16 protein-coding genes are annotated in these 17,689 nt (G+C 38.7%); 3 read left to right on the top strand and 13 right to left on the bottom strand.

The annotated features are described in order from the left end of the window. Nucleotides 1-204: 204 nt before the first annotated feature. The 6 genes from AB5M32_RS02140 to AB5M32_RS02115 form a co-directional block, all read right to left on the bottom strand. Entirely contained in the window at nt 205-1,557 is a 1,353-nt protein-coding gene (locus AB5M32_RS02140; protein ID WP_010737508.1) for an NADH oxidase, read from the bottom strand. Between the two features lie 286 nt (nt 1,558-1,843). Continuing rightward, the gene (locus AB5M32_RS02135) at nt 1,844-2,284 is read right to left on the bottom strand and encodes a Fur family transcriptional regulator (RefSeq protein ID WP_010719254.1); all 441 of its coding nucleotides are present in this window, start codon (nt 2,282-2,284) and stop codon (nt 1,844-1,846) included. A gap of 164 nt (nt 2,285-2,448) precedes the next feature. Further along, nucleotides 2,449-3,375 carry a cysteine synthase A gene (cysK, locus tag AB5M32_RS02130; protein WP_010719255.1) on the bottom strand — a complete coding sequence of 309 codons (927 nt, stop codon included), beginning with the start codon at nt 3,373-3,375 and terminating at the stop codon, nt 2,449-2,451. 136 nt (nt 3,376-3,511) lie between these two features. Next, the gene (locus AB5M32_RS02125) at nt 3,512-4,372 is read right to left on the bottom strand and encodes a glucosaminidase domain-containing protein (protein WP_034697803.1); all 861 of its coding nucleotides are present in this window, start codon (nt 4,370-4,372) and stop codon (nt 3,512-3,514) included. Nucleotides 4,373-4,645: 273 nt separating this feature from the next. After that, the gene (gene tkt, locus AB5M32_RS02120; RefSeq protein WP_010737506.1) at nt 4,646-6,640 is read right to left on the bottom strand and encodes a transketolase; all 1,995 of its coding nucleotides are present in this window, start codon (nt 6,638-6,640) and stop codon (nt 4,646-4,648) included. Between the two features lie 98 nt (nt 6,641-6,738). Continuing rightward, the gene (locus AB5M32_RS02115; protein WP_010719258.1) at nt 6,739-6,993 is read right to left on the bottom strand and encodes a DUF896 family protein; all 255 of its coding nucleotides are present in this window, start codon (nt 6,991-6,993) and stop codon (nt 6,739-6,741) included. Between the two features lie 148 nt (nt 6,994-7,141). Here AB5M32_RS02115 and lexA point away from each other — a divergent pair, with 148 nt between their 5' ends. Continuing rightward, complete coding sequence (lexA, locus tag AB5M32_RS02110) at nt 7,142-7,765, top strand: transcriptional repressor LexA (protein WP_010719259.1); 624 nt, start codon at nt 7,142-7,144, stop codon at nt 7,763-7,765. 507 nt (nt 7,766-8,272) lie between these two features. Next, nucleotides 8,273-8,491 carry a hypothetical protein gene (locus tag AB5M32_RS02105; RefSeq protein ID WP_010719260.1) on the top strand — a complete coding sequence of 73 codons (219 nt, stop codon included), beginning with the start codon at nt 8,273-8,275 and terminating at the stop codon, nt 8,489-8,491. Between the two features lie 275 nt (nt 8,492-8,766). Here AB5M32_RS02105 and AB5M32_RS02100 read toward each other — a convergent pair whose 3' ends face one another. From AB5M32_RS02100 to obgE, 7 genes are all read right to left on the bottom strand, one after another. Beyond that, on the bottom strand, nt 8,767-9,279 hold the full coding sequence (locus AB5M32_RS02100) for an adenine phosphoribosyltransferase (RefSeq protein ID WP_010719261.1): 513 nt from the start codon (nt 9,277-9,279) through the stop codon (nt 8,767-8,769). Between the two features lie 13 nt (nt 9,280-9,292). Beyond that, a complete protein-coding gene (recJ, locus tag AB5M32_RS02095; RefSeq protein ID WP_094940435.1) occupies nt 9,293-11,590 on the bottom strand; it encodes a single-stranded-DNA-specific exonuclease RecJ in 2,298 nt (765 codons plus the stop codon). A 207-nt stretch (nt 11,591-11,797) separates the two neighbouring features. Further along, a complete protein-coding gene (locus AB5M32_RS02090) occupies nt 11,798-12,235 on the bottom strand; it encodes a lipopolysaccharide assembly LapA domain-containing protein (RefSeq protein WP_034697790.1) in 438 nt (145 codons plus the stop codon). Nucleotides 12,236-12,245: 10 nt separating this feature from the next. Next, nucleotides 12,246-13,034 carry an SDR family oxidoreductase gene (locus tag AB5M32_RS02085; protein WP_010737503.1) on the bottom strand — a complete coding sequence of 263 codons (789 nt, stop codon included), beginning with the start codon at nt 13,032-13,034 and terminating at the stop codon, nt 12,246-12,248. Further along, nucleotides 13,018-13,971 carry a ribonuclease Z gene (rnz, locus tag AB5M32_RS02080; protein WP_010719265.1) on the bottom strand — a complete coding sequence of 318 codons (954 nt, stop codon included), beginning with the start codon at nt 13,969-13,971 and terminating at the stop codon, nt 13,018-13,020. Before rnz ends, AB5M32_RS02085 begins: the two co-directional genes overlap by 17 nt. 164 nt (nt 13,972-14,135) lie before the next feature. After that, nucleotides 14,136-14,687, bottom strand: coding sequence for a hypothetical protein (locus AB5M32_RS02075; protein WP_010737501.1), 552 nt, complete (start codon nt 14,685-14,687; stop codon nt 14,136-14,138). A 267-nt stretch (nt 14,688-14,954) separates the two neighbouring features. Continuing rightward, on the bottom strand, nt 14,955-16,268 hold the full coding sequence (gene obgE / locus AB5M32_RS02070) for a GTPase ObgE (RefSeq protein ID WP_010719267.1): 1,314 nt from the start codon (nt 16,266-16,268) through the stop codon (nt 14,955-14,957). 329 nt (nt 16,269-16,597) lie between these two features. Between obgE and gap the strand changes: the two genes are divergently transcribed. Further along, nucleotides 16,598-17,608: a type I glyceraldehyde-3-phosphate dehydrogenase gene (gene gap / locus AB5M32_RS02065; protein ID WP_010719268.1), complete on the top strand. Its 1,011-nt coding sequence runs from the start codon at nt 16,598-16,600 to the stop codon at nt 17,606-17,608. Nucleotides 17,609-17,689 lie beyond the last annotated feature (81 nt).

Below are 17,689 nucleotides of genomic sequence, written 5' to 3'. Positions count from 1 at the left end.
CTCCTGATTAGAATAGTTGAATTTTATCATATAAAAAAGAAACAAAAGAATCTCTTTTTCTTATCTTTAGAAAAAAAGATTCTTTTGTTTCGATAATACCCGTTGATACCTTTATGTAAAAAAAAGAGTCCAAGACGAAAATTCGTCTTAGACTCGTTGATAGCTATAAAGCAAATAAACAATGTTCAACCATTCGCTGATTGCTTATTGCGCAGTTTCGATTTCGCCCAATGCAGCTTGTGCCAATAGGTTCAAGTAGTTCCATGGACGGTCAAAATGAGGTTGGAAGAAGAAATCAGATAGCGCTAGATCTTCAACGGTCATTTTATTTTGAACAGCCAGTGACATCGTATTTGCTGATTGAGTGATATCATATTTCGACATGAATTGGGCACCGACAATGCGGTTTGTCCCTTTTTCATAAACCAATTCCATCATCACTTTTTCATTTGTCGGCATGAATTCTGGACGATAATTGTCTTCAAAGACCGTTGCTTGGACTTCTAAATTATTCATAGGTGCGCTCTCTTTTGTCACCCCTGTTGAACCAATCGTCCAACCAAATAGGTAAAGTCCAGACGTTCCTTGCGTTCCACGATACGCCATTTTATGTTCAGTCAAGTTATTTCCTACTAACAATCCTTGACGAACTGCGTTAGTTGCCAAAGGAATATAATTTTGGGTACCACTTGGGTTATAACTTACTACAGCAGAATCCCCTGCAGCAAAGATATCTGGATCACTTGTTTGCATGTATTCATTAACTTTGATGGCTCCATTAGGTAACGTATCAACTTTTCCATCAACTAATGTCGTATTTGGTCTAAAACCAACACATAAGATGACCATGTCCGCGTCAAAAGTTTCTTTAGCAGTTGCTACTTGTTTCACTTTTCCCTCTTCATCCGCAATAAATTCAGATACATTTTCACCTAATGCTAGTGTAACCCCACGGTCGACAAGTTCTTTTTCTAATACATCTGTGAATGGTTTATCAAGATATTTATTTAAAATACGATCTAAACCATCAATCAATGTAACTTGTTTACCAGATTCAACAAAAGCTTCGACTAATTCGATACCGATATAACCACCACCTACGATGACCACCCGTTTTGCATCTTCTGCTTGTGCAATAATTTCATTTGCTTGGTTATAGTTTTTACATAACAAAATATTTTTTGATTCAATTCCTTTGATTGGCGGTATGATTGGCCAAGAGCCAGTAGTCATTACCAATTTATCATAAGAAACTGTTTCAACTTCACCAGTTTTTAGATCTTTGGCTGTCACAGTTTTCTTTTCAGTATCCACGTCAGTTACATCATGTTCCATTTTTACAGTTGCACCTAAAGAATGTAGTTCTTCAGGATTAGAATAGAATAAACCGGCTGGGTCTTTTACTACACCACCCACGTATAATGCGATCCCACATGATAAAAAGGAAATATTATCATTTCGCTCGTACACAGTAACATCCGCTTCTGGGTGATTTTTTAAGATACTTTTAACAGCTGCTGTACCCGCATGCGTGCAGCCAATTACTACAACTTTCATATGTGAATCCCTCCGATTAACGATTTGTCCTTCGACAAGTTTAAATATAGCAAAAATAAAACGGATACAACAGTTTAATGCTTGTGAATTCACAAATTCAACCTTGTTGTTTTCTGTTCATTCTCCTGCGCAATTGCTGATTACTCCACGCTTTACTTGTGAAAACAAAAACATACACTATAACCTTTGTGAAAGAAAGAGAAAAAAATAAAAAAAAGTCAGTGATTTGTTTATCAAACTGACTAATTTTTTATTTTTTCATATTTTTATCAATACTTTCAGCAAACTAAATCGCTTGTTCTTTTTGACACTCAGGACAGCGACCATATAATTCCAAACGATGCTCATTGATCTCAAAGTTCGTCAATCGACCAGCTGCCATTTCGATGTCCGCTAAATCAGGATAATGAAAATCGACGATCTTTCCACAATTTTCGCATATCACATGATAGTGACGTTTTGAACTAAAATCGAATCGACTAGATGAATCCCCAAATTTCATCTCTTGTACAAAGCCAATTGAAGTAAACAATCTTAAATTGTTATAAACTGTTGCCACACTCATATTCGGAAAACGATCTTCCAGAGCACGATAAATTTCGTCAGCAGTTGGATGTGAATGATGTTCAATCAGATACTCTAAAACTGCATACCTCTGAGGTGTGATCCGTATATTTTCCTTTTTCAATTTTTCGATTGTTTCTTCAACTAATAGTTTATTCTCCATTTTTAACACCCCGCGTTGTTATTCTCGTCCTATCATACTATTTTTACTTTTTAAAATCTACTTTTCATGAAAAGAAATTTCAAATTAATCATAATATTGCGAAAAAAGACGCAATTAAGGAAAAAATCTCCTTAATTACGTCTAAATGTTGTGGTAAGAATTCTTTACATTTCTTGATAAAGCGCTGTTGACAAATAGCGTTCTCCGTTATCTGGGACAACCGCTAAGACTTTTTTCCCTTTACCTAACACTTTCGCTTCTGCCAAAGCAGCAGCAATCGCTGCGCCTGATGAAATGCCTACTAAGATTCCTTCTTTTTTTCCAACTTCTCTAGCAGTGGCTAACGCTTGATCCCCTGTTACAGAAACTACCCGATCATAGACGCTCGTATCCAAAGTATCTGGCACAAACCCTGTCCCAATTCCTTGAATTTTATGTGGTCCTGCTTCTTTCCCTTCTAAAATCGCTGATTCGGCTGGTTCAACTCCAATGATTTCAATTGCTGGATAGACTCGCTTCAACTCTTTACCAGCACCAGAAATCGTTCCTCCAGTGCCAATCCCTGCTACAAAAGCATCTAACCCATTCACACCAAACGCCTCTTGAATCTCATGTCCAGTTGTTTTCTCATGGATAGAAGGATTGGCTGGATTTTCAAACTGAAGCGGCAAGAAGTAGTCATTTTCCGCTGCTAAACGTTTCGCTTCTTTGATTGAGCCACTGATTCCATCCTTACCTGGCGTGAGCAGTAATTCAGCACCATAACCTTTCATCAATAAGCGTCGTTCGATACTCATCGTTTCTGGCATCACGATGATCACTTTATACCCTTTAGCTACCCCAACCATGGCTAATCCGATCCCTGTATTTCCTGAAGTCGGTTCGATGATTGTGTCTCCTGGCTTAAGAAGGCCATCCCGTTCTGCTTTTTCAATCATACTTAATGCAATCCGGTCTTTTACGCTACCACCAGGATTAAAAAATTCCAATTTCACATAAACTTCCGCTGAATCTTCTGGAACCAAATGATTAAGCTTAACGATCGGTGTCTGACCAATCAATTCTGTAATCGAATGATAAATTTGTGTCATTTTAAGTTCCTCCTTAATATTTTCTTCTATTCAATGATAATACAACTAAGAAACTTCTGGCGAATAATTCGCCTTTTCAACGTAAAAAAACAGGAAAGCTGCGAAGAGCCTTTCCCGTTTTTATCTCTTAATTTAACTAAACGTTTATTTCTTGTCCGACTAATAAGGAATAGTTAGACATCGTCATCCCATTTTTAGCCATTAAGTCATCAACTGACAAACCAAATTTCTGTGCGATATCCCACAAAGTATCACCTGAAACCACTTTATAGGTCTGGCTACCACTTGTTGAAGAGGTAGTTGACGTAGTAGTCGTTGTGGTAGTACTTGTCGTCGTTGTGGTACCAGAAGAAGGCGTATCAAATCGGGTTAAATTATACGTATTAATCAATGAGTTCAATTTTGCTCCGTAACCCGGATCTGTTGCATAACGACCAGTTAGATATGCTGTCGCATCATAAAAACTCGTGGTATTACTTTTCCAGACACCAGCATAATGATAGTCTCCAGTTGAAAAACTAGTTGAACGCAAAACGTTGGCATGATCTTGCAGAGATTCCCAATAAGAAGAATATTTACGGAAAGGTTCATTCATCGTGACCCATTGTCCATTAAGATATTCCTTTGTAGCCATATAAACGACTTGACCACTATAACTTCCTTTAACTCCGAATAAATTATAGTTTGGCGCACTTGCCAGGCTAGATGTGCCATAAGCACTTTCTAATAAAGCTTGGGCAATCATGACCGATGCATATAAATCATTGTTTGCAGCCACTTCAGAAGCTGCCCAACCGATTTGATTGATGAAAGCTTGTGGATCTGCAGTCGTTTGTGTGACCTGCTCATCTGCTCGTACATTTTGCGGTGCTGCTGTAACCATCATTGGCCCCACTAAAAGAGTTGTCCCCATCAAAGGAGCAATCGCTTTTTTATTGATCACCATGGTTCTTTTATTCTTTTGGTGTCGGGCACTGCGGGTTTTCAGCTCTTGCATTCGAATTCCTCCTCAAAAAAATAAAAAACTCTTGATAAAGTTTCCATCTTTAAACAATCTTAATTAATTAAATTATACTTTTAATTTATGGGAAACTCAAATCAATCTTTACTATTTTTCTTTTTGTAACACGAACGTAATGTTAAAGAAATATTAAGTAATATTAAACACGAATCATTATTCTAATTTTCTACTACAAAAAAAGAACATCTGAAAATAGTTTCCTTTTTCAGATGTTCTTAAACGTTTGTCGTAAAACTTCTTTAACTCATTTTATAATTGGTTGAAAGTTGCTACAACATTTTCCACAGTGAAACCAAATTCTTCAAGAATTTTATTTCCTGGAGCAGAAGCACCAAAATGATCGATCGTGATAGTTGTTCCTTCTGTCCCAACATAGCGTTCCCAACCAAATGAAGCTGCTGCTTCAATAGCTACTCGTTTTGTTACGGCTTTTGGTAAGACGCTTTCTTTGTATTCTGCAGATTGTTTTTCAAATAAATCGAAACTTGGCATTGAAACGACTGAAACATCTTTTCCAGCTGCTGCCAATTCTTTTTGTGCTTTGACTGCTAGATCCACTTCAGAACCAGTCGCGATCAAGATACCTTCTGGTGTTTCCCCTTGAGCTGGTGATAGTACATAAGCTCCTTTTTTCACCATTTCGTCTGCCACTTCTTTCGTTGATGGCAGAACTGGAAGATTTTGACGACTTAAAACCAAGATCGTTGGTGTATCAGTCGATTCCATTGCTACTTTCCAAGCAGCGCGTGTTTCATTCCCATCGGCTGGACGAATCACGTGAACACCTGGCATACATCTTACAGACGCTAATTGTTCGATTGGCTCATGTGTTGGTCCATCTTCACCAACCGCCACTGAATCATGTGTCAACACGTAGATGACCGGTGTATTTTGAATAGCTGCTAAACGGACTGCTGGACGTAAGTAATCAACGAAAACAAAGAATGTGCCGCCATAGATACGAGTTCCGCCATGAAGCTGGATACCGTTCATCGCAGCTGCCATCGCAAACTCACGAACGCCAAACCAAATATTACGACCTTCATAATGTTCTGGAGTAAAGTCTTTGTCCGCAGTGACCATCGTATTATTCGAACCTGATAAGTCCGCTGATCCGCCCCAGAAACTTGGGATTGCTTTTGATAACTCTTGAATCACTTCTTTGCTTGAAACCCGGCTAGCTTGACTTTCGCCTACTTCATAAGAAGGTAATTCAGCATCCCAGTCAGCTGGAAGTTTTCCAGCAAACGCATCTTCAAATTGTTGAGCTAATTCTGGATAAGCATGTTTATAGTTTTCAAACATTTCTTTCCATTCATTTTCAGCTTTTTGCCCTTCTTCAACCATTGTTTGGTGGAATCTTTCAGCTACTTCTTCTGGAACTGTGAAATCAGGATACTCCCAACCATACACTCCTTTAGCCATTTTAATTCCATCATCGCCAATTGGTGCCCCATGGACAGCAGAAGTTCCTTCTTTAGGAGCTCCGTAGCCGATCACTGTTTTGACTTCGATCAATGTTGGTTTTTCAGTTTCAGCTTTTGCTTCTTCGATCGCTTGATTGATGGCTTCTAAATCATTTCCATCTTTAACCAAAATATGTTGCCAGCCATAAGCTTCATAACGAGCTCCTACATTTTCAGTGAAAGCTTTTGAAGTAGGACCATCTAATGAAATATCATTTGAATCATACAATACGATCAATTTACCTAATTTCATGTGAGCAGCCATTGAACTTGCTTCTTGCGAAACGCCTTCCATCAAGTCGCCGTCGCCACAAAGAGAATAAGTATAGTGATCTACCACTTTGAAGTTTTCTCTGTTATATGTTGCTGCCAAGTGAGCTTCTGCCATTGCCATACCTACAGCCATAGCGATTCCTTGTCCTAACGGTCCAGTTGTTGCTTCTACTCCGTCAGTATGATTGACCTCTGGATGTCCAGGTGTTTTTGAATCCCATTGACGGAATTGTTTTAAGTCATCGATTGTGACTTGATAACCTGATAAATGTAGTAAGCTGTATAACATTGCCGAACCATGTCCTGCGGATAAGACAAAACGGTCACGGTCAACCCAATTTTTTGAAGTCGTTGGGTTCACTTTCAAATGTTTCGTCCAGAGTGCATATGCCATTGGGGCTGCCCCCATTGGTAACCCTGGGTGTCCAGAATTTGCCTTTTGAACTGCTTCAATACTTAATGTACGGATCGTGTTAACGCCAAGTTGGTCGATTTTGTCGAACAAAATAACCCCTCCTATTAATTTAGGTTTTTTTTACCTTTATTTCTTACTTACTAATTTTATTAGATACGTCTAGAAAAAGCAATGTTTTTTAGTAATTATTACTGAAACTTATTTCCTCGACGATGTAAGCCTTTTTCACGTTGGATTTCTTTCAATTTTTCTGGAGTGACATCGTTACCTTCTGGATCAACGATTTTCATCCCTTCGATATGGTGTCGCATCCCAGAACGAAAAGCAGACAGATACTCTTCTCTTAACGCCAATTGTTCTTTTTCTTCGTCAGCTGTTAAGCCTTCTGTTTTCTTTTTTTGGGCCAGTTCGTTGATGCGGGTAATTTTTTCCGGTGATAACATAGCAAGTCCTCCTTTTTACTCTACTTCATATTATATAAAAATCACGAAAAAAACAACTAGTATAAAATATTTTAAATACGAACATTTGTTTGAAAGAAGTAGTTTTATGTGGTACTATTTAATTATTAATTGAAAGAAGGTGTACTCTGTGGCCCGACAAACCGAAACCAGACAAATCGAAGTCTTACGATATATCCACGAGCAAGTTTCCCAAAAAGGCTACCCACCAACTGTTCGGGAGATTGGAGAAGCGGTTCAGCTTTCTTCTACCTCCACAGTTCACGGTCATCTTGCACGATTGGAAAAAAAAGGATTTATTCAACGTGACCCTACGAAACCACGTGCAATCGAATTAACAAAACAAGGATTAGCCAAAATAGGGGTAAAACCTTCCACGATTCCAGTGCTTGGTGTGGTCACTGCAGGTGAACCGATTTTAGCAGTTGAAGATGCGTCCGATTTCTTTCCGATCCCTCCTAACCTTTCTTCTGAAGATGGAAGCTTGTTCATGTTGACGATCCGCGGAGAAAGTATGATCAATGCAGGAATTTTAGACGGAGATAATGTAATTGTCCGTAAACAAGAAACTGCCCAAAACGGGGATATCGTGATTGCAATGACCGCAGAAGATGAAGCGACTTGTAAACGATTCTATAAAGAAAAAAATCATTTTCGTTTACAACCGGAAAACGATCTTCTTGAACCGATCATTTTAGATCAAGTCTCTATTTTAGGTCGAGTCGTTGGGCTCTACCGCAGTCATATCTATTAAAGACGATTTTTTTGACTAGACTTAAGTGAAGGTCTTACTCGCATACTCATTTATTTGCAGTAACTGCTATATCTATCAATAAAGACTGAAAAACCCGGGGCAAAGTGTCTCGGGTTCTTTAATGGGCATTAAGATGGATAAACGATGATTAAGTGTCCATAAACGGCCTGATTTTTTTCTCTTGTGCTTTCCTCACTCCTTAAATAAAATGCACCGATTTCCTACTTTTTTGTCGATCTTTGTCGTATTTCCATTTCGATTTTTTTCATTTGGTACAACTACAATCGTCATTTACCTACCATGATCTGTGGCATGATTTAGATCAAATACCGCTAACTGCTTTGAATACGGTGAATAAGCAAATGACCTGTGCTGGTTTAAAAAAATTCTGAGTATTACACACATAGATTTCGATCTTTTTTGTTCTTCCCTCTTTACAAAACGAACAAAAGTTCGTATACTAATTATACGAACTTTTGTTCGCATAAAATAATGAGGTGAGAAATCATGAAATCAATGAGACGTCTTGGCTTAGTATTAATGGTATTATTTTTAGGCATTATTATTGGTAATTTTGGTATGCGTACAGCATTGTTGATCTTTGTTCCGTTGTTTGCTTTATGGTTTATGTTGTGGGATGAAAAGAAATACCGTCAGTCTGAACGGCGTCGGATTCATGATGACACTTTTTATCCAGACTCCTATTATCGATCGAGACACTCTTGATCTTGACCCATAAAGAATCCTGAATAACGAAATAAAAAAAACACATATGTAAGAGTCAGAAAACGGCTCATGCACAAAAAAGTAGTCGATTGTTCCCCCCATCAAAAAACAATTGACTACTTTTACAAATACACCTGCACAAACTAAAAATAGTGAGCAAGCGTACTTGGGATTGCTTGACAAAAAAGAGAGTGGGACAATTAGTCAGAAAAAATCTGATTAATGTCCCACTTCTTTTTACATTTATTTTTAATGTTTATTAAGCAAAAAATCGTTTAATATTCCATCAAGGTGATCATATCATATCCTTCGATTTTTTCACGACCATCTAAGTCCATTAGTTCGATCAAGAAAGCACAACCAACAACGACACCGCCCAATTTTTCTACTAATTCGATCGTTGCTTTGATCGTTCCCCCTGTAGCCAATAAGTCATCACAAATCAAGACTCTTTGTCCAGGTTGGATCGCGTCTTTATGGAGTGTCAATGTATCTGTACCGTATTCCAGTCCGTAAGTTACTTCGATCGTTTCACGAGGCAACTTCCCTTTTTTACGTACAGGTGCAAATCCAACTCCTAATTCGTAAGCTACAGGACAGCCAACGATGAATCCTCGCGCTTCTGGTCCTACAACCATATCGATTCTTTTTTCTTTCGCATAATCTACGATCTGTTTCGTTGCTTCTCTGTAGGCATCTCCATCAGCCATAAGGGGCGAGATGTCACGAAAAATAATTCCTTTTGCTGGATAATCAGGAATACTTGCAATATATTTTTTTAAATCCACTATTTGTCTCCTCCTAGGTTGTTAACCTTTTTTTAATAGAGGGAATATCACTTAACAATAAGAATTCCTCTACTTTGATTTTTTTTATTCGTTGCTGATAACGCACGCTATCAGTCAACGGATGACTTTTGGGATTAGCGATCTTTTGCAAAACGCCATCTTCTATTGTAACAAATTTCAATTCAAAAAACACCTGAATCATAAAAATTAATAATTTTTGTGGTATTTTTAGATATTGAGCAATTGAGCCTAATTTATAGCGAATATCTATTTTTTCTTGTGTATGGATCAGTTTGAACAATTTGGCATATTGTTCTCTTGACCCAACTCCATTCAAATAAGCTTCTTCATAAGAAATCCCTAATAAGTACATTCGATCGAAAGAACCAAAGGCAAGGATTTCTTTTAATATTTCTAAATCATTTGGACAATCAACTACCAACAAGGAATGATATGAATTATCGTGGATCAACTGCTTGATATGTTCCACACTTTCGAACACGTGGACATTGTCTGTAGCCAGTCCAGAGATTTCTTTTAAAGAAGAGCGATCAAACGCAAGATACAATGTTTGTGGATCAACCTTCGTTAACTGACGGTATCTCTTTGAACGCCAATCAAAAATTTGAAATCCATCAACAACAAAGTCTGATACCAGCAATTGCGGTTTTTTCCGACCGTTCCATTCATTGATAGCTAATTTCCCAACGATATCCACTGGATTATTTAACAGCTCAGCTTCTTGGTCGCCAAAACCAAATGCTACCGCATCTAACGGACTAGCTTCTTCCATCAATGTTAACTTCAAATGTTGCTGACTCGTACCAATTCTTTTCACATTTTCAGCCAAGATTTGGCGAAACAGAAAGTGAGGTACCGCATTGTCTGTACCATATGGTGCAAGTAACTTTAATTCATTAAGCAATTCAATGGTTACATCTTTGGGTGTAAGGACTTCGTCGATCGGTAAAGCTGCGCCTTTTGTCAAATCTATTTTTTGTTCGGAAACATACTGATTCATTCGTTTTTGTAATTCTTGAAGATTATCACTAGGCATCGTTAACCCTACAGCAGCATGGTGTCCTCCAAAGAAAGTAAATAAGTCACGCATCGCATCTAACATTTCATATAGATTCAGGGCTTCGACACTTCGGCCAGATCCTTTCGCTGTACCATCTTCTTTGATCGTTAAGACGATCGTCGGTTTACCAGTGGCATTCATCAGCTTACCAGCTACGATCCCCAACACTCCCTCATGCCACCCAGGATGGGCAAGAAGGTGGATCTGATTCGTTTCATCAATCATTTCCAATGCTTCTTGGGTAATTTTTTCAACGACTGCTTTTCTTTCTTCATTGATCGTGTTGAGTTTTTTGGCATACGTGAGTGCCGCTTCCTCATCAAAGGTAGCTAGCATCTCGACAGCTGGATTAGGATCACCCATTCGGCCAATCGCGTTGAGCCGAGGGGCAATTGAAAAGCCGATGGTCGTTTCATCTGCTTCTTTCATAGAGACGCCACTTTCATTAAATAAAGCTTGTAAACCGATCCGTTCGGTTTCTTTGATCGTATCTAACCCTAAAGCAACAAGTGTGCGATTTTCGCCTGTCATTGATACCAAGTCTGCAATCGTTCCAATCGCCACTAGATCTAAAAATTCAGCAGGAGGTTCTTCTAATAATGCTGTTGCCACTTTAAAAGCTACTCCGACACCTGCTAGATCAGGGAACGGATAATTCCCTTGTGGATGTCGTGGATGCACGATAGCGTAGGCTTCAGGTAATTCACTGGGCATTTCATGGTGATCTGTGATGATTACATCCACACCTGCTTGTTGCGCATAAGCTACGGCATCGTGACCAGCCACACCATTGTCCACTGTAATGATCAATTGCGCACCTGCATCGATTTTTTCTTGATAAACGGCTTTGTTTGGTCCATAGCCATGGATAAAACGATTGGGTAAAAATGTTTCGACATTGGCGCCGAGTAGCTCCAATGTTTCTTTCATCACTGTCGTACTTGTAATCCCATCTGCATCGTAGTCACCATAAACGACTATTTTTTCACCATTGATCACCGCTTCTTGGATTCGACTGATGGCTTTATCCATGTCATGCATTAAGTAAGGATCATGCAATTCTTGATGTTTGGGATTCAAAAATTCTTTTACTTTCTCTACATCACGATAGCCTCGTTGCCAAAGTAATTTGCCAATAAAAGGCGATAGATTCTCTTGCTTTATACTTTGAAGAAACATTTCAGTCGGTTCTGATTCACTTAATTGCCAATCATAATTTGCTTGTCTCACTTGCTCACCCCTAACCTAGTTATTATAGCAAACGAAAAGTTTAAAAAAAAGAAGAAAGATAGCCACAAACACATTAAAATGGTCTTCAAAAAGTCGTTACTCACTTTTTGAAGACCATTTGACAAACCCGAAACTCAGCCTTTTACCTCTCAGCCAAATGTAACAATGGTTCCTGCCATCTTTTATTTTGATCTCGTTCATGAAACTTTAGTCAAAATAATTATAGCTTTGCTTTGCTGAAATTTTCTGCGTATCAGATGTTGTCGACTGCGCTTGTTGTAGTTGTTTTTTCGTTGCTTGTAATTCTGCCTGATAAGCAGCTTCTAATTCTGCTCGTTCATTTCGGAATGTTCGTTGTTGCTCTTCCTTTGCTTCAGCAATTTTTTTATCAAGATTTTCTTGATAATCTGATAGTTCCTGCTTTAATTGTTTGATTTGTTTTTTCTGTTGCCATAGAGTGGTTGATGCAGTAACAAAAACAATCAATGCACCAATAATCGCCGAACCAATGATAACTAAAATCAACGGTGCAGAAAATGAAGCGATCCCAAAGTTAACAGGAACATTTCTGTTGTTTAATACAGCAAATACGACAATAATCAAGACAAGCAAAAATCCAATAATCACACTACTTTGTTTTTTCATACTCTTTCACCTACTTTTTATTAAAAATCCCACTTGCGAGGTAGTCGCCAATAGTCGGAAAGAGAGTGTAAAATTTAGCCGCTATTTCAAGAAGGACAGGACGATTCACTTCACGCTTTGGATGTTCCATTGTTCGTACAATTGTTTTTGCTAGTTTCTCCGGTTCTAAAACAAGTTGACTAACTTTTTCTAAATAACTGCCGGTAGGATCAGCTTTATCAAAAAATTCAGTAGCAACCGGTCCTGGATTCACCGTAGTGACTGCCACTCCAAGTGGTCTTAATTCTAATCGTAAGGCATTAGAAAAGCCTAAGACAGCAAATTTTGTTGCTGAATAGATCGTTGATTTCGCCGTCGCCATTTTCCCAGCCATTGAAGCGATATTGATGATATGTCCTTGCCTTCTTTCAGCCATATCAATCGCAAATTTTTGGGTTAAGACCATCATTCCTAGTACATTTACTTCAAACATATCGTAAGCTTTTCCTAAATCGAAAGTTAAAAAATCTTCAAAAATGCCAAAGCCGGCATTATTGACTAACACATCTACACGCCCGACTGTTTGCATCACTTGTTCATAGAGCCGATCGACGCTGTCAGGATCACTCACATCTACTGGAAAAGCATAGGCTTCCTTTCCGCTTAATCTCTGACATTCTGCTTTAACCTCATCAATCAATTGGCTTCGTCGAGCACAAGCAATGACGATAGCACCTTTTTTTGCAGCTTCATAACAGATTTGAGCGCCCAATCCACCAGAACTACCGGTAACTAAGACAACTTTATTTTCTAAATTCATTCTTTTCCTCCTCACGAAATGGAATATCGACAGTATCAAAATCTTTCATGATCCTTGTATTTGCAAAGACCTCACGTGCCTCTTCTTCTAGTTCTTGCGCAGCTTTTCCTAAATAGCGCGCACTAATATGGGTTAATAACAAACTTTTCGCTGCTGCTTCTTTAGCTACTTCAGCCGCTTGATAAGTCGTCGAATGGAAGTAGTTCTTTGCCAACTTGGCTTCATTTTTGTTAAACGTACTTTCATGAACCAAAACATCACAGTCTTGGGCCAATACGATTGAATTTGCTGTCTTCCTCGTATCACCTAAAATCGTAACGATCCGCCCTTTTTTGTCTGGTCCCACAAACTGCTTCCCGTCCACAACCCTTCCATCAGGTAATTGAACAGATTCTCCTTTTTTCAACTTTCCATATATTGGTCCAGCCGGAATATTCAGTTCTTGTAATTTTTCAACTTGAAGCTCTCCTTTATGGTCATGTTCCACAACCCGAAAGCCATAGCTGGCAATTCCATGATCTAATTTTTTAGTATAGACAGAAAAATGCTGATCTTGAAAAATCGGCTGATCTTCAACTAACTCGATGAATTTCAACGGATAGCCTAAACGTGTTTGCGAAACAGCTAACGAAGTTTTGACAAATGTTTCGATTCCTTTTGGTCCGTAGATTTCCAGGGGCGTATCTCCCCCTTGGAATGAACGACTGCTTAACAAGCCTGGCAACCCAAAGATATGGTCACCATGTAAGTGAGTAATAAATATCTTTTCAATCTTTCTTGGACGAATGTTGGTACGTAAGATTTGCATTTGCGTTCCTTCACCACAGTCAAATAACCAGACTTCATTTCTTTCATCCAAAAGTTTTAATGCAATACTGGTAACGTTTCGATGTTTGGCAGGTACCCCTGCACCAGTTCCTAAAAATTGTAATTCCATAATCTACCTGACTTTCTTTAAACTCACTATTAATTTTATGGGAAATGTGTCGGATAATCAACCGAAAGTCCGTATTGCTTCCTAAATAATTGCATTTTTATTGGTACTAAAAAAAGAAAAACGCCTTTTTCACGCGTTTCTCTTTCTTTATTCTGTTCGTCTCTTTATTGAGGATGTTTGTCTTTCCACGATTTCCGTGCCGTTTCTTGTGTTTGTTTTTCGACTTCTTTGGCAGCGTGGACGTCTTCTTCGACCTCTTCATAATCTAAGCGAGTAATTTCGCCACCTAAATCCATCATGACTAATTGGTTCAAAGGACGATTATCTTCTTCTTCAGCAATCAAAATCAAACCGGTTGCTCCTTCGCCAATTTTATTGCCCACAAAATCAAAAACTGTCTGAGCATCTTGGATTTCCTTGGCATCCTGCGTAGCACCGATCATCCCGCCAGCAAACCAGCCTAAAAGAATCCCTAGTGGGCCTCCCAAGACACCGACTAACATCCCGATTAAACCACCTTTTGAAGATTTATTGTTTCCAGTAAAATCCAAAAAATCCTCTATTTTGAATTGATGCGTTCCATTAGGATCATGACTAATCACTGCCATTTGTTCACCCTTGATGGCACGAGAAGCGTGTAATCGTTTGATTTCAGAAAATGCTTGGTAAGCTTGACTCTCTACAGGGAAATTCAAAATAATCACTCGTTTGCTCATAAAAACACTCCTCTATTCATTTTCTTTATTCTAACTTTTATTTTAAAAAAACAAAAGGAAAAACCCTTTAATAAATAACACATAAGAAATATAAATTTTTCCTATTAAAAAATCTTTCTGAATACTATTGGTGATAGCTTAAAAATTTTTACCAAAAGACAAATCCTACCATTGCTTAAACCAAAAAAGCGCCAAACCATTTTTCTGGTTTGACGCTTTGTTGATATTGAGTGTTAACATGGGCTCTTTTCATGAACATAGGTAATCTTATTCGACAAACTCAAATTCAAATTCACCGATTCTCACTAGATCGCCATCTTTTGCTCCACGAGCACGTAAAGCTTCGTCAACGCCCATTCCTCTCAACTGACGAGCAAAACGCATAACAGTTTCATCGTGATCGAAATTCGTCATTTGGAATAGTTTCTCAATTTTTTCTCCTGATAAGATCCAAGTAGCATCAGGATCGCGATCGATTTTAAATTCTGGCCCTTCTGGATTGAATCCATATTGAACTGTTTCTTCTTCGATTTCTTCATCATATAACGGAAACTCTGGTGTTACTTCTAGAAGATCCGCTGTCGCATTCAGCAATGGATCAATGCCTTTTCTTGTTACCCCTGAAACTGGAAAAATCGGCATATCGTCTGCAAATTCATCTGTTTTTTCTTTATTAAGCTGCTCTTTGAATTTTTTCAAATTTTCTTCTGCGTTTGGCATGTCCATTTTATTGGCTACAATTATTTGAGGTCGTTCCAATAAACGAAGATTATAAGTAGACAATTCATGGTTGATCGCCAAATAGTCTTCGTAAGGATCTCTGCCTTCCATCCCACTCATATCAATCACATGTAAAATAACACGAGTACGTTCGATATGACGTAAAAACTGCGTTCCTAAGCCAACACCTTGAGAAGCTCCTTCAATCAATCCAGGAAGGTCCGCTGCTGCAAAACTGCGTCCATCGCTAGTTGTTACCATACCAAGATTTGGTACTAATGTCGTGAAATGGTACGCGCCGATTTTAGGACGAGCAGAAGAAATAACTGAAAGCAGCGTTGATTTACCTACAGATGGAAAGCCAACCAGCCCAACATCAGCCAAGACTTTTAGTTCTAATTCGATTCTGCGTTCCTGACCTGGTTCGCCGTTTTCTGCAATTTCTGGTGCTGGGTTTCGTGGAGAAGCAAAGCGGATGTTTCCTCGTCCCCCTCGACCGCCTTTAGCAACGACTAAGGTTTGACCATTTTCAATCAAATCGCCTAACAAAGCGCCTGTTTCAGCATCACGGACAGTCGTTCCTTGAGGGACTTTTACATAAGTATCTTCTGAACCCCGACCGTGCATCCCTTTACTCATTCCGTTTTCTCCTGGCTGTGCTTTAAAATGGCGATTGAAACGAAAATCCATTAATGTACGTAAACCTTCATCAACGATCAAAATGACGTCACCGCCACGACCGCCGTCACCACCAGCAGGTCCTCCATCAGGTACATATTTTTCTCTGCGAAAAGCGACCATTCCGTCGCCGCCTTTACCGGCCTTCACATCGATGGTTACTTGATCTAAAAACATGGACATCTTTAAGTCCTCCTATTTTAATTATCTATTATTCATTTGACTGCCTGAATTTCCACAATAAACAAAAGTCTTATTTATTTTATCGGTCAAAAGCTATTTTGTCTATCGTTTCAATTAAACTTTCCAGGTTTTGTTCATTTTTTCTATTCTACTTAAGGAAATTGTTTCAAAGATCTCCTAGTGCTTTTCACCTCTCAGACCATTTTATCACTTTACTTTTGTAAGTATCTTTTTTTGACAAATTTTGTGAACAGGAGGAAAATGACAGTGTATTAATCAAGGATGCGAAGTTTGCACCCTCAATATCACTAAAGGAGGAACTTTTGATTATGACAGTAAAAGTAGGTATTAACGGATTTGGACGTATTGGACGTTTAGCTTTCCGCCGAATCAAAGAAGTATCTGATGATATTGAAGTCGTAGCAATCAATGACTTAACTAGCCCAACAATGTTGGCACAGTTGCTACAATTTGATTCAACTCATGGAACCTATCCCGGTACAGTTACTGCAACAGAAGACTCAATCGTAGTAGATGGTGAAGAAACGCGTGTCTATGCTGAACCAGATGCAAGTAAAATCCCTTGGGTTAAAGAAAACGGGGTCGATATCGTACTGGAATGTACTGGTTTTTATACTTCGGAAGAAAAAGCACAAGCCCATTTGAACGCTGGGGTAAAACGTGTAGTGATCTCTGCTCCTGCTGGTGCAATGAAAACTATCGTATACAATGTAAATGATGATACGTTAGATGCTAATGATAAAATCATTTCGGCAGGCTCTTGTACGACAAACTGTTTAGCACCGATGGCTTATTTCTTAAATAATGAATTTGGTATCGAAGTGGGGACTATGACTACCGTTCATGCTTATACTTCTACACAAATGTTATTAGACGGACCAGTAAAAGGTGGAAATTTACGGGCAGCTCGATCAGCAGCTGACAACACGATCCCTCACTCAACAGGTGCGGCAAAAGCAATTGGCTTAGTTATTCCAGAGCTTCAAGGGAAATTGCAAGGTCACGCACAACGAGTACCTGTAGTGGATGGTTCATTAACAGAACTAGTTTCCATTTTAAAAACAAAAGTGACCGCTGAACAAGTGAACGAAGCGATCAAGAAACATACCGAAGACAATCCATCATTTGGTTACGATGATCGTCAAATCGTCTCTGGTGACGTAATCGGTACCACACAAGGTTCGATTTTCGATCCAACTCAAACAGAAGTCACAACGGCTGGCGATTACCAACTCGTAAAAACCGTTGCTTGGTATGACAATGAATATGGTTTCACTTGCCAAATGATCCGTTTGTTGGAAAAATTTGCCAATCTTTAATCACCAAAAAATCACATGTTTTCAAAGATAGAAAATAGAGACCGTTTGAACGACTCGTTGAGTGGTTCAAACGGTCTCTTT

Source organism: Enterococcus sp. C57 (assembly GCF_040887305.1).
In the GTDB taxonomy this organism is placed as follows: Bacteria; Bacillota; Bacilli; order Lactobacillales; family Enterococcaceae; genus Enterococcus_B; species Enterococcus_B hirae.
This window is presented reverse-complemented; position numbering and strand designations above follow the sequence as displayed.

Coding starts and splice junctions, on each gene's coding strand:
- AB5M32_RS02090 (WP_034697790.1), bottom strand. CDS start 12,235: ATGAAAAAACAAAGTAGTGTGATTATTGGATTTTTGCTTGTCTTGATT.
- AB5M32_RS02115 (WP_010719258.1), bottom strand. CDS start 6,993: ATGTTATCACCGGAAAAAATTACCCGCATCAACGAACTGGCCCAAAAA.
- rnz (WP_010719265.1), bottom strand. CDS start 13,971: ATGGAATTACAATTTTTAGGAACTGGTGCAGGGGTACCTGCCAAACAT.
- AB5M32_RS02125 (WP_034697803.1), bottom strand. CDS start 4,372: ATGCAAGAGCTGAAAACCCGCAGTGCCCGACACCAAAAGAATAAAAGA.
- AB5M32_RS02105 (WP_010719260.1), top strand. CDS start 8,273: ATGAAATCAATGAGACGTCTTGGCTTAGTATTAATGGTATTATTTTTA.
- AB5M32_RS02135 (WP_010719254.1), bottom strand. CDS start 2,284: ATGGAGAATAAACTATTAGTTGAAGAAACAATCGAAAAATTGAAAAAG.
- obgE (WP_010719267.1), bottom strand. CDS start 16,268: ATGTCCATGTTTTTAGATCAAGTAACCATCGATGTGAAGGCCGGTAAA.
- cysK (WP_010719255.1), bottom strand. CDS start 3,375: ATGACACAAATTTATCATTCGATTACAGAATTGATTGGTCAGACACCG.
- AB5M32_RS02075 (WP_010737501.1), bottom strand. CDS start 14,687: ATGAGCAAACGAGTGATTATTTTGAATTTCCCTGTAGAGAGTCAAGCT.
- AB5M32_RS02140 (WP_010737508.1), bottom strand. CDS start 1,557: ATGAAAGTTGTAGTAATTGGCTGCACGCATGCGGGTACAGCAGCTGTT.
- AB5M32_RS02085 (WP_010737503.1), bottom strand. CDS start 13,034: ATGAATTTAGAAAATAAAGTTGTCTTAGTTACCGGTAGTTCTGGTGGA.
- gap (WP_010719268.1), top strand. CDS start 16,598: ATGACAGTAAAAGTAGGTATTAACGGATTTGGACGTATTGGACGTTTA.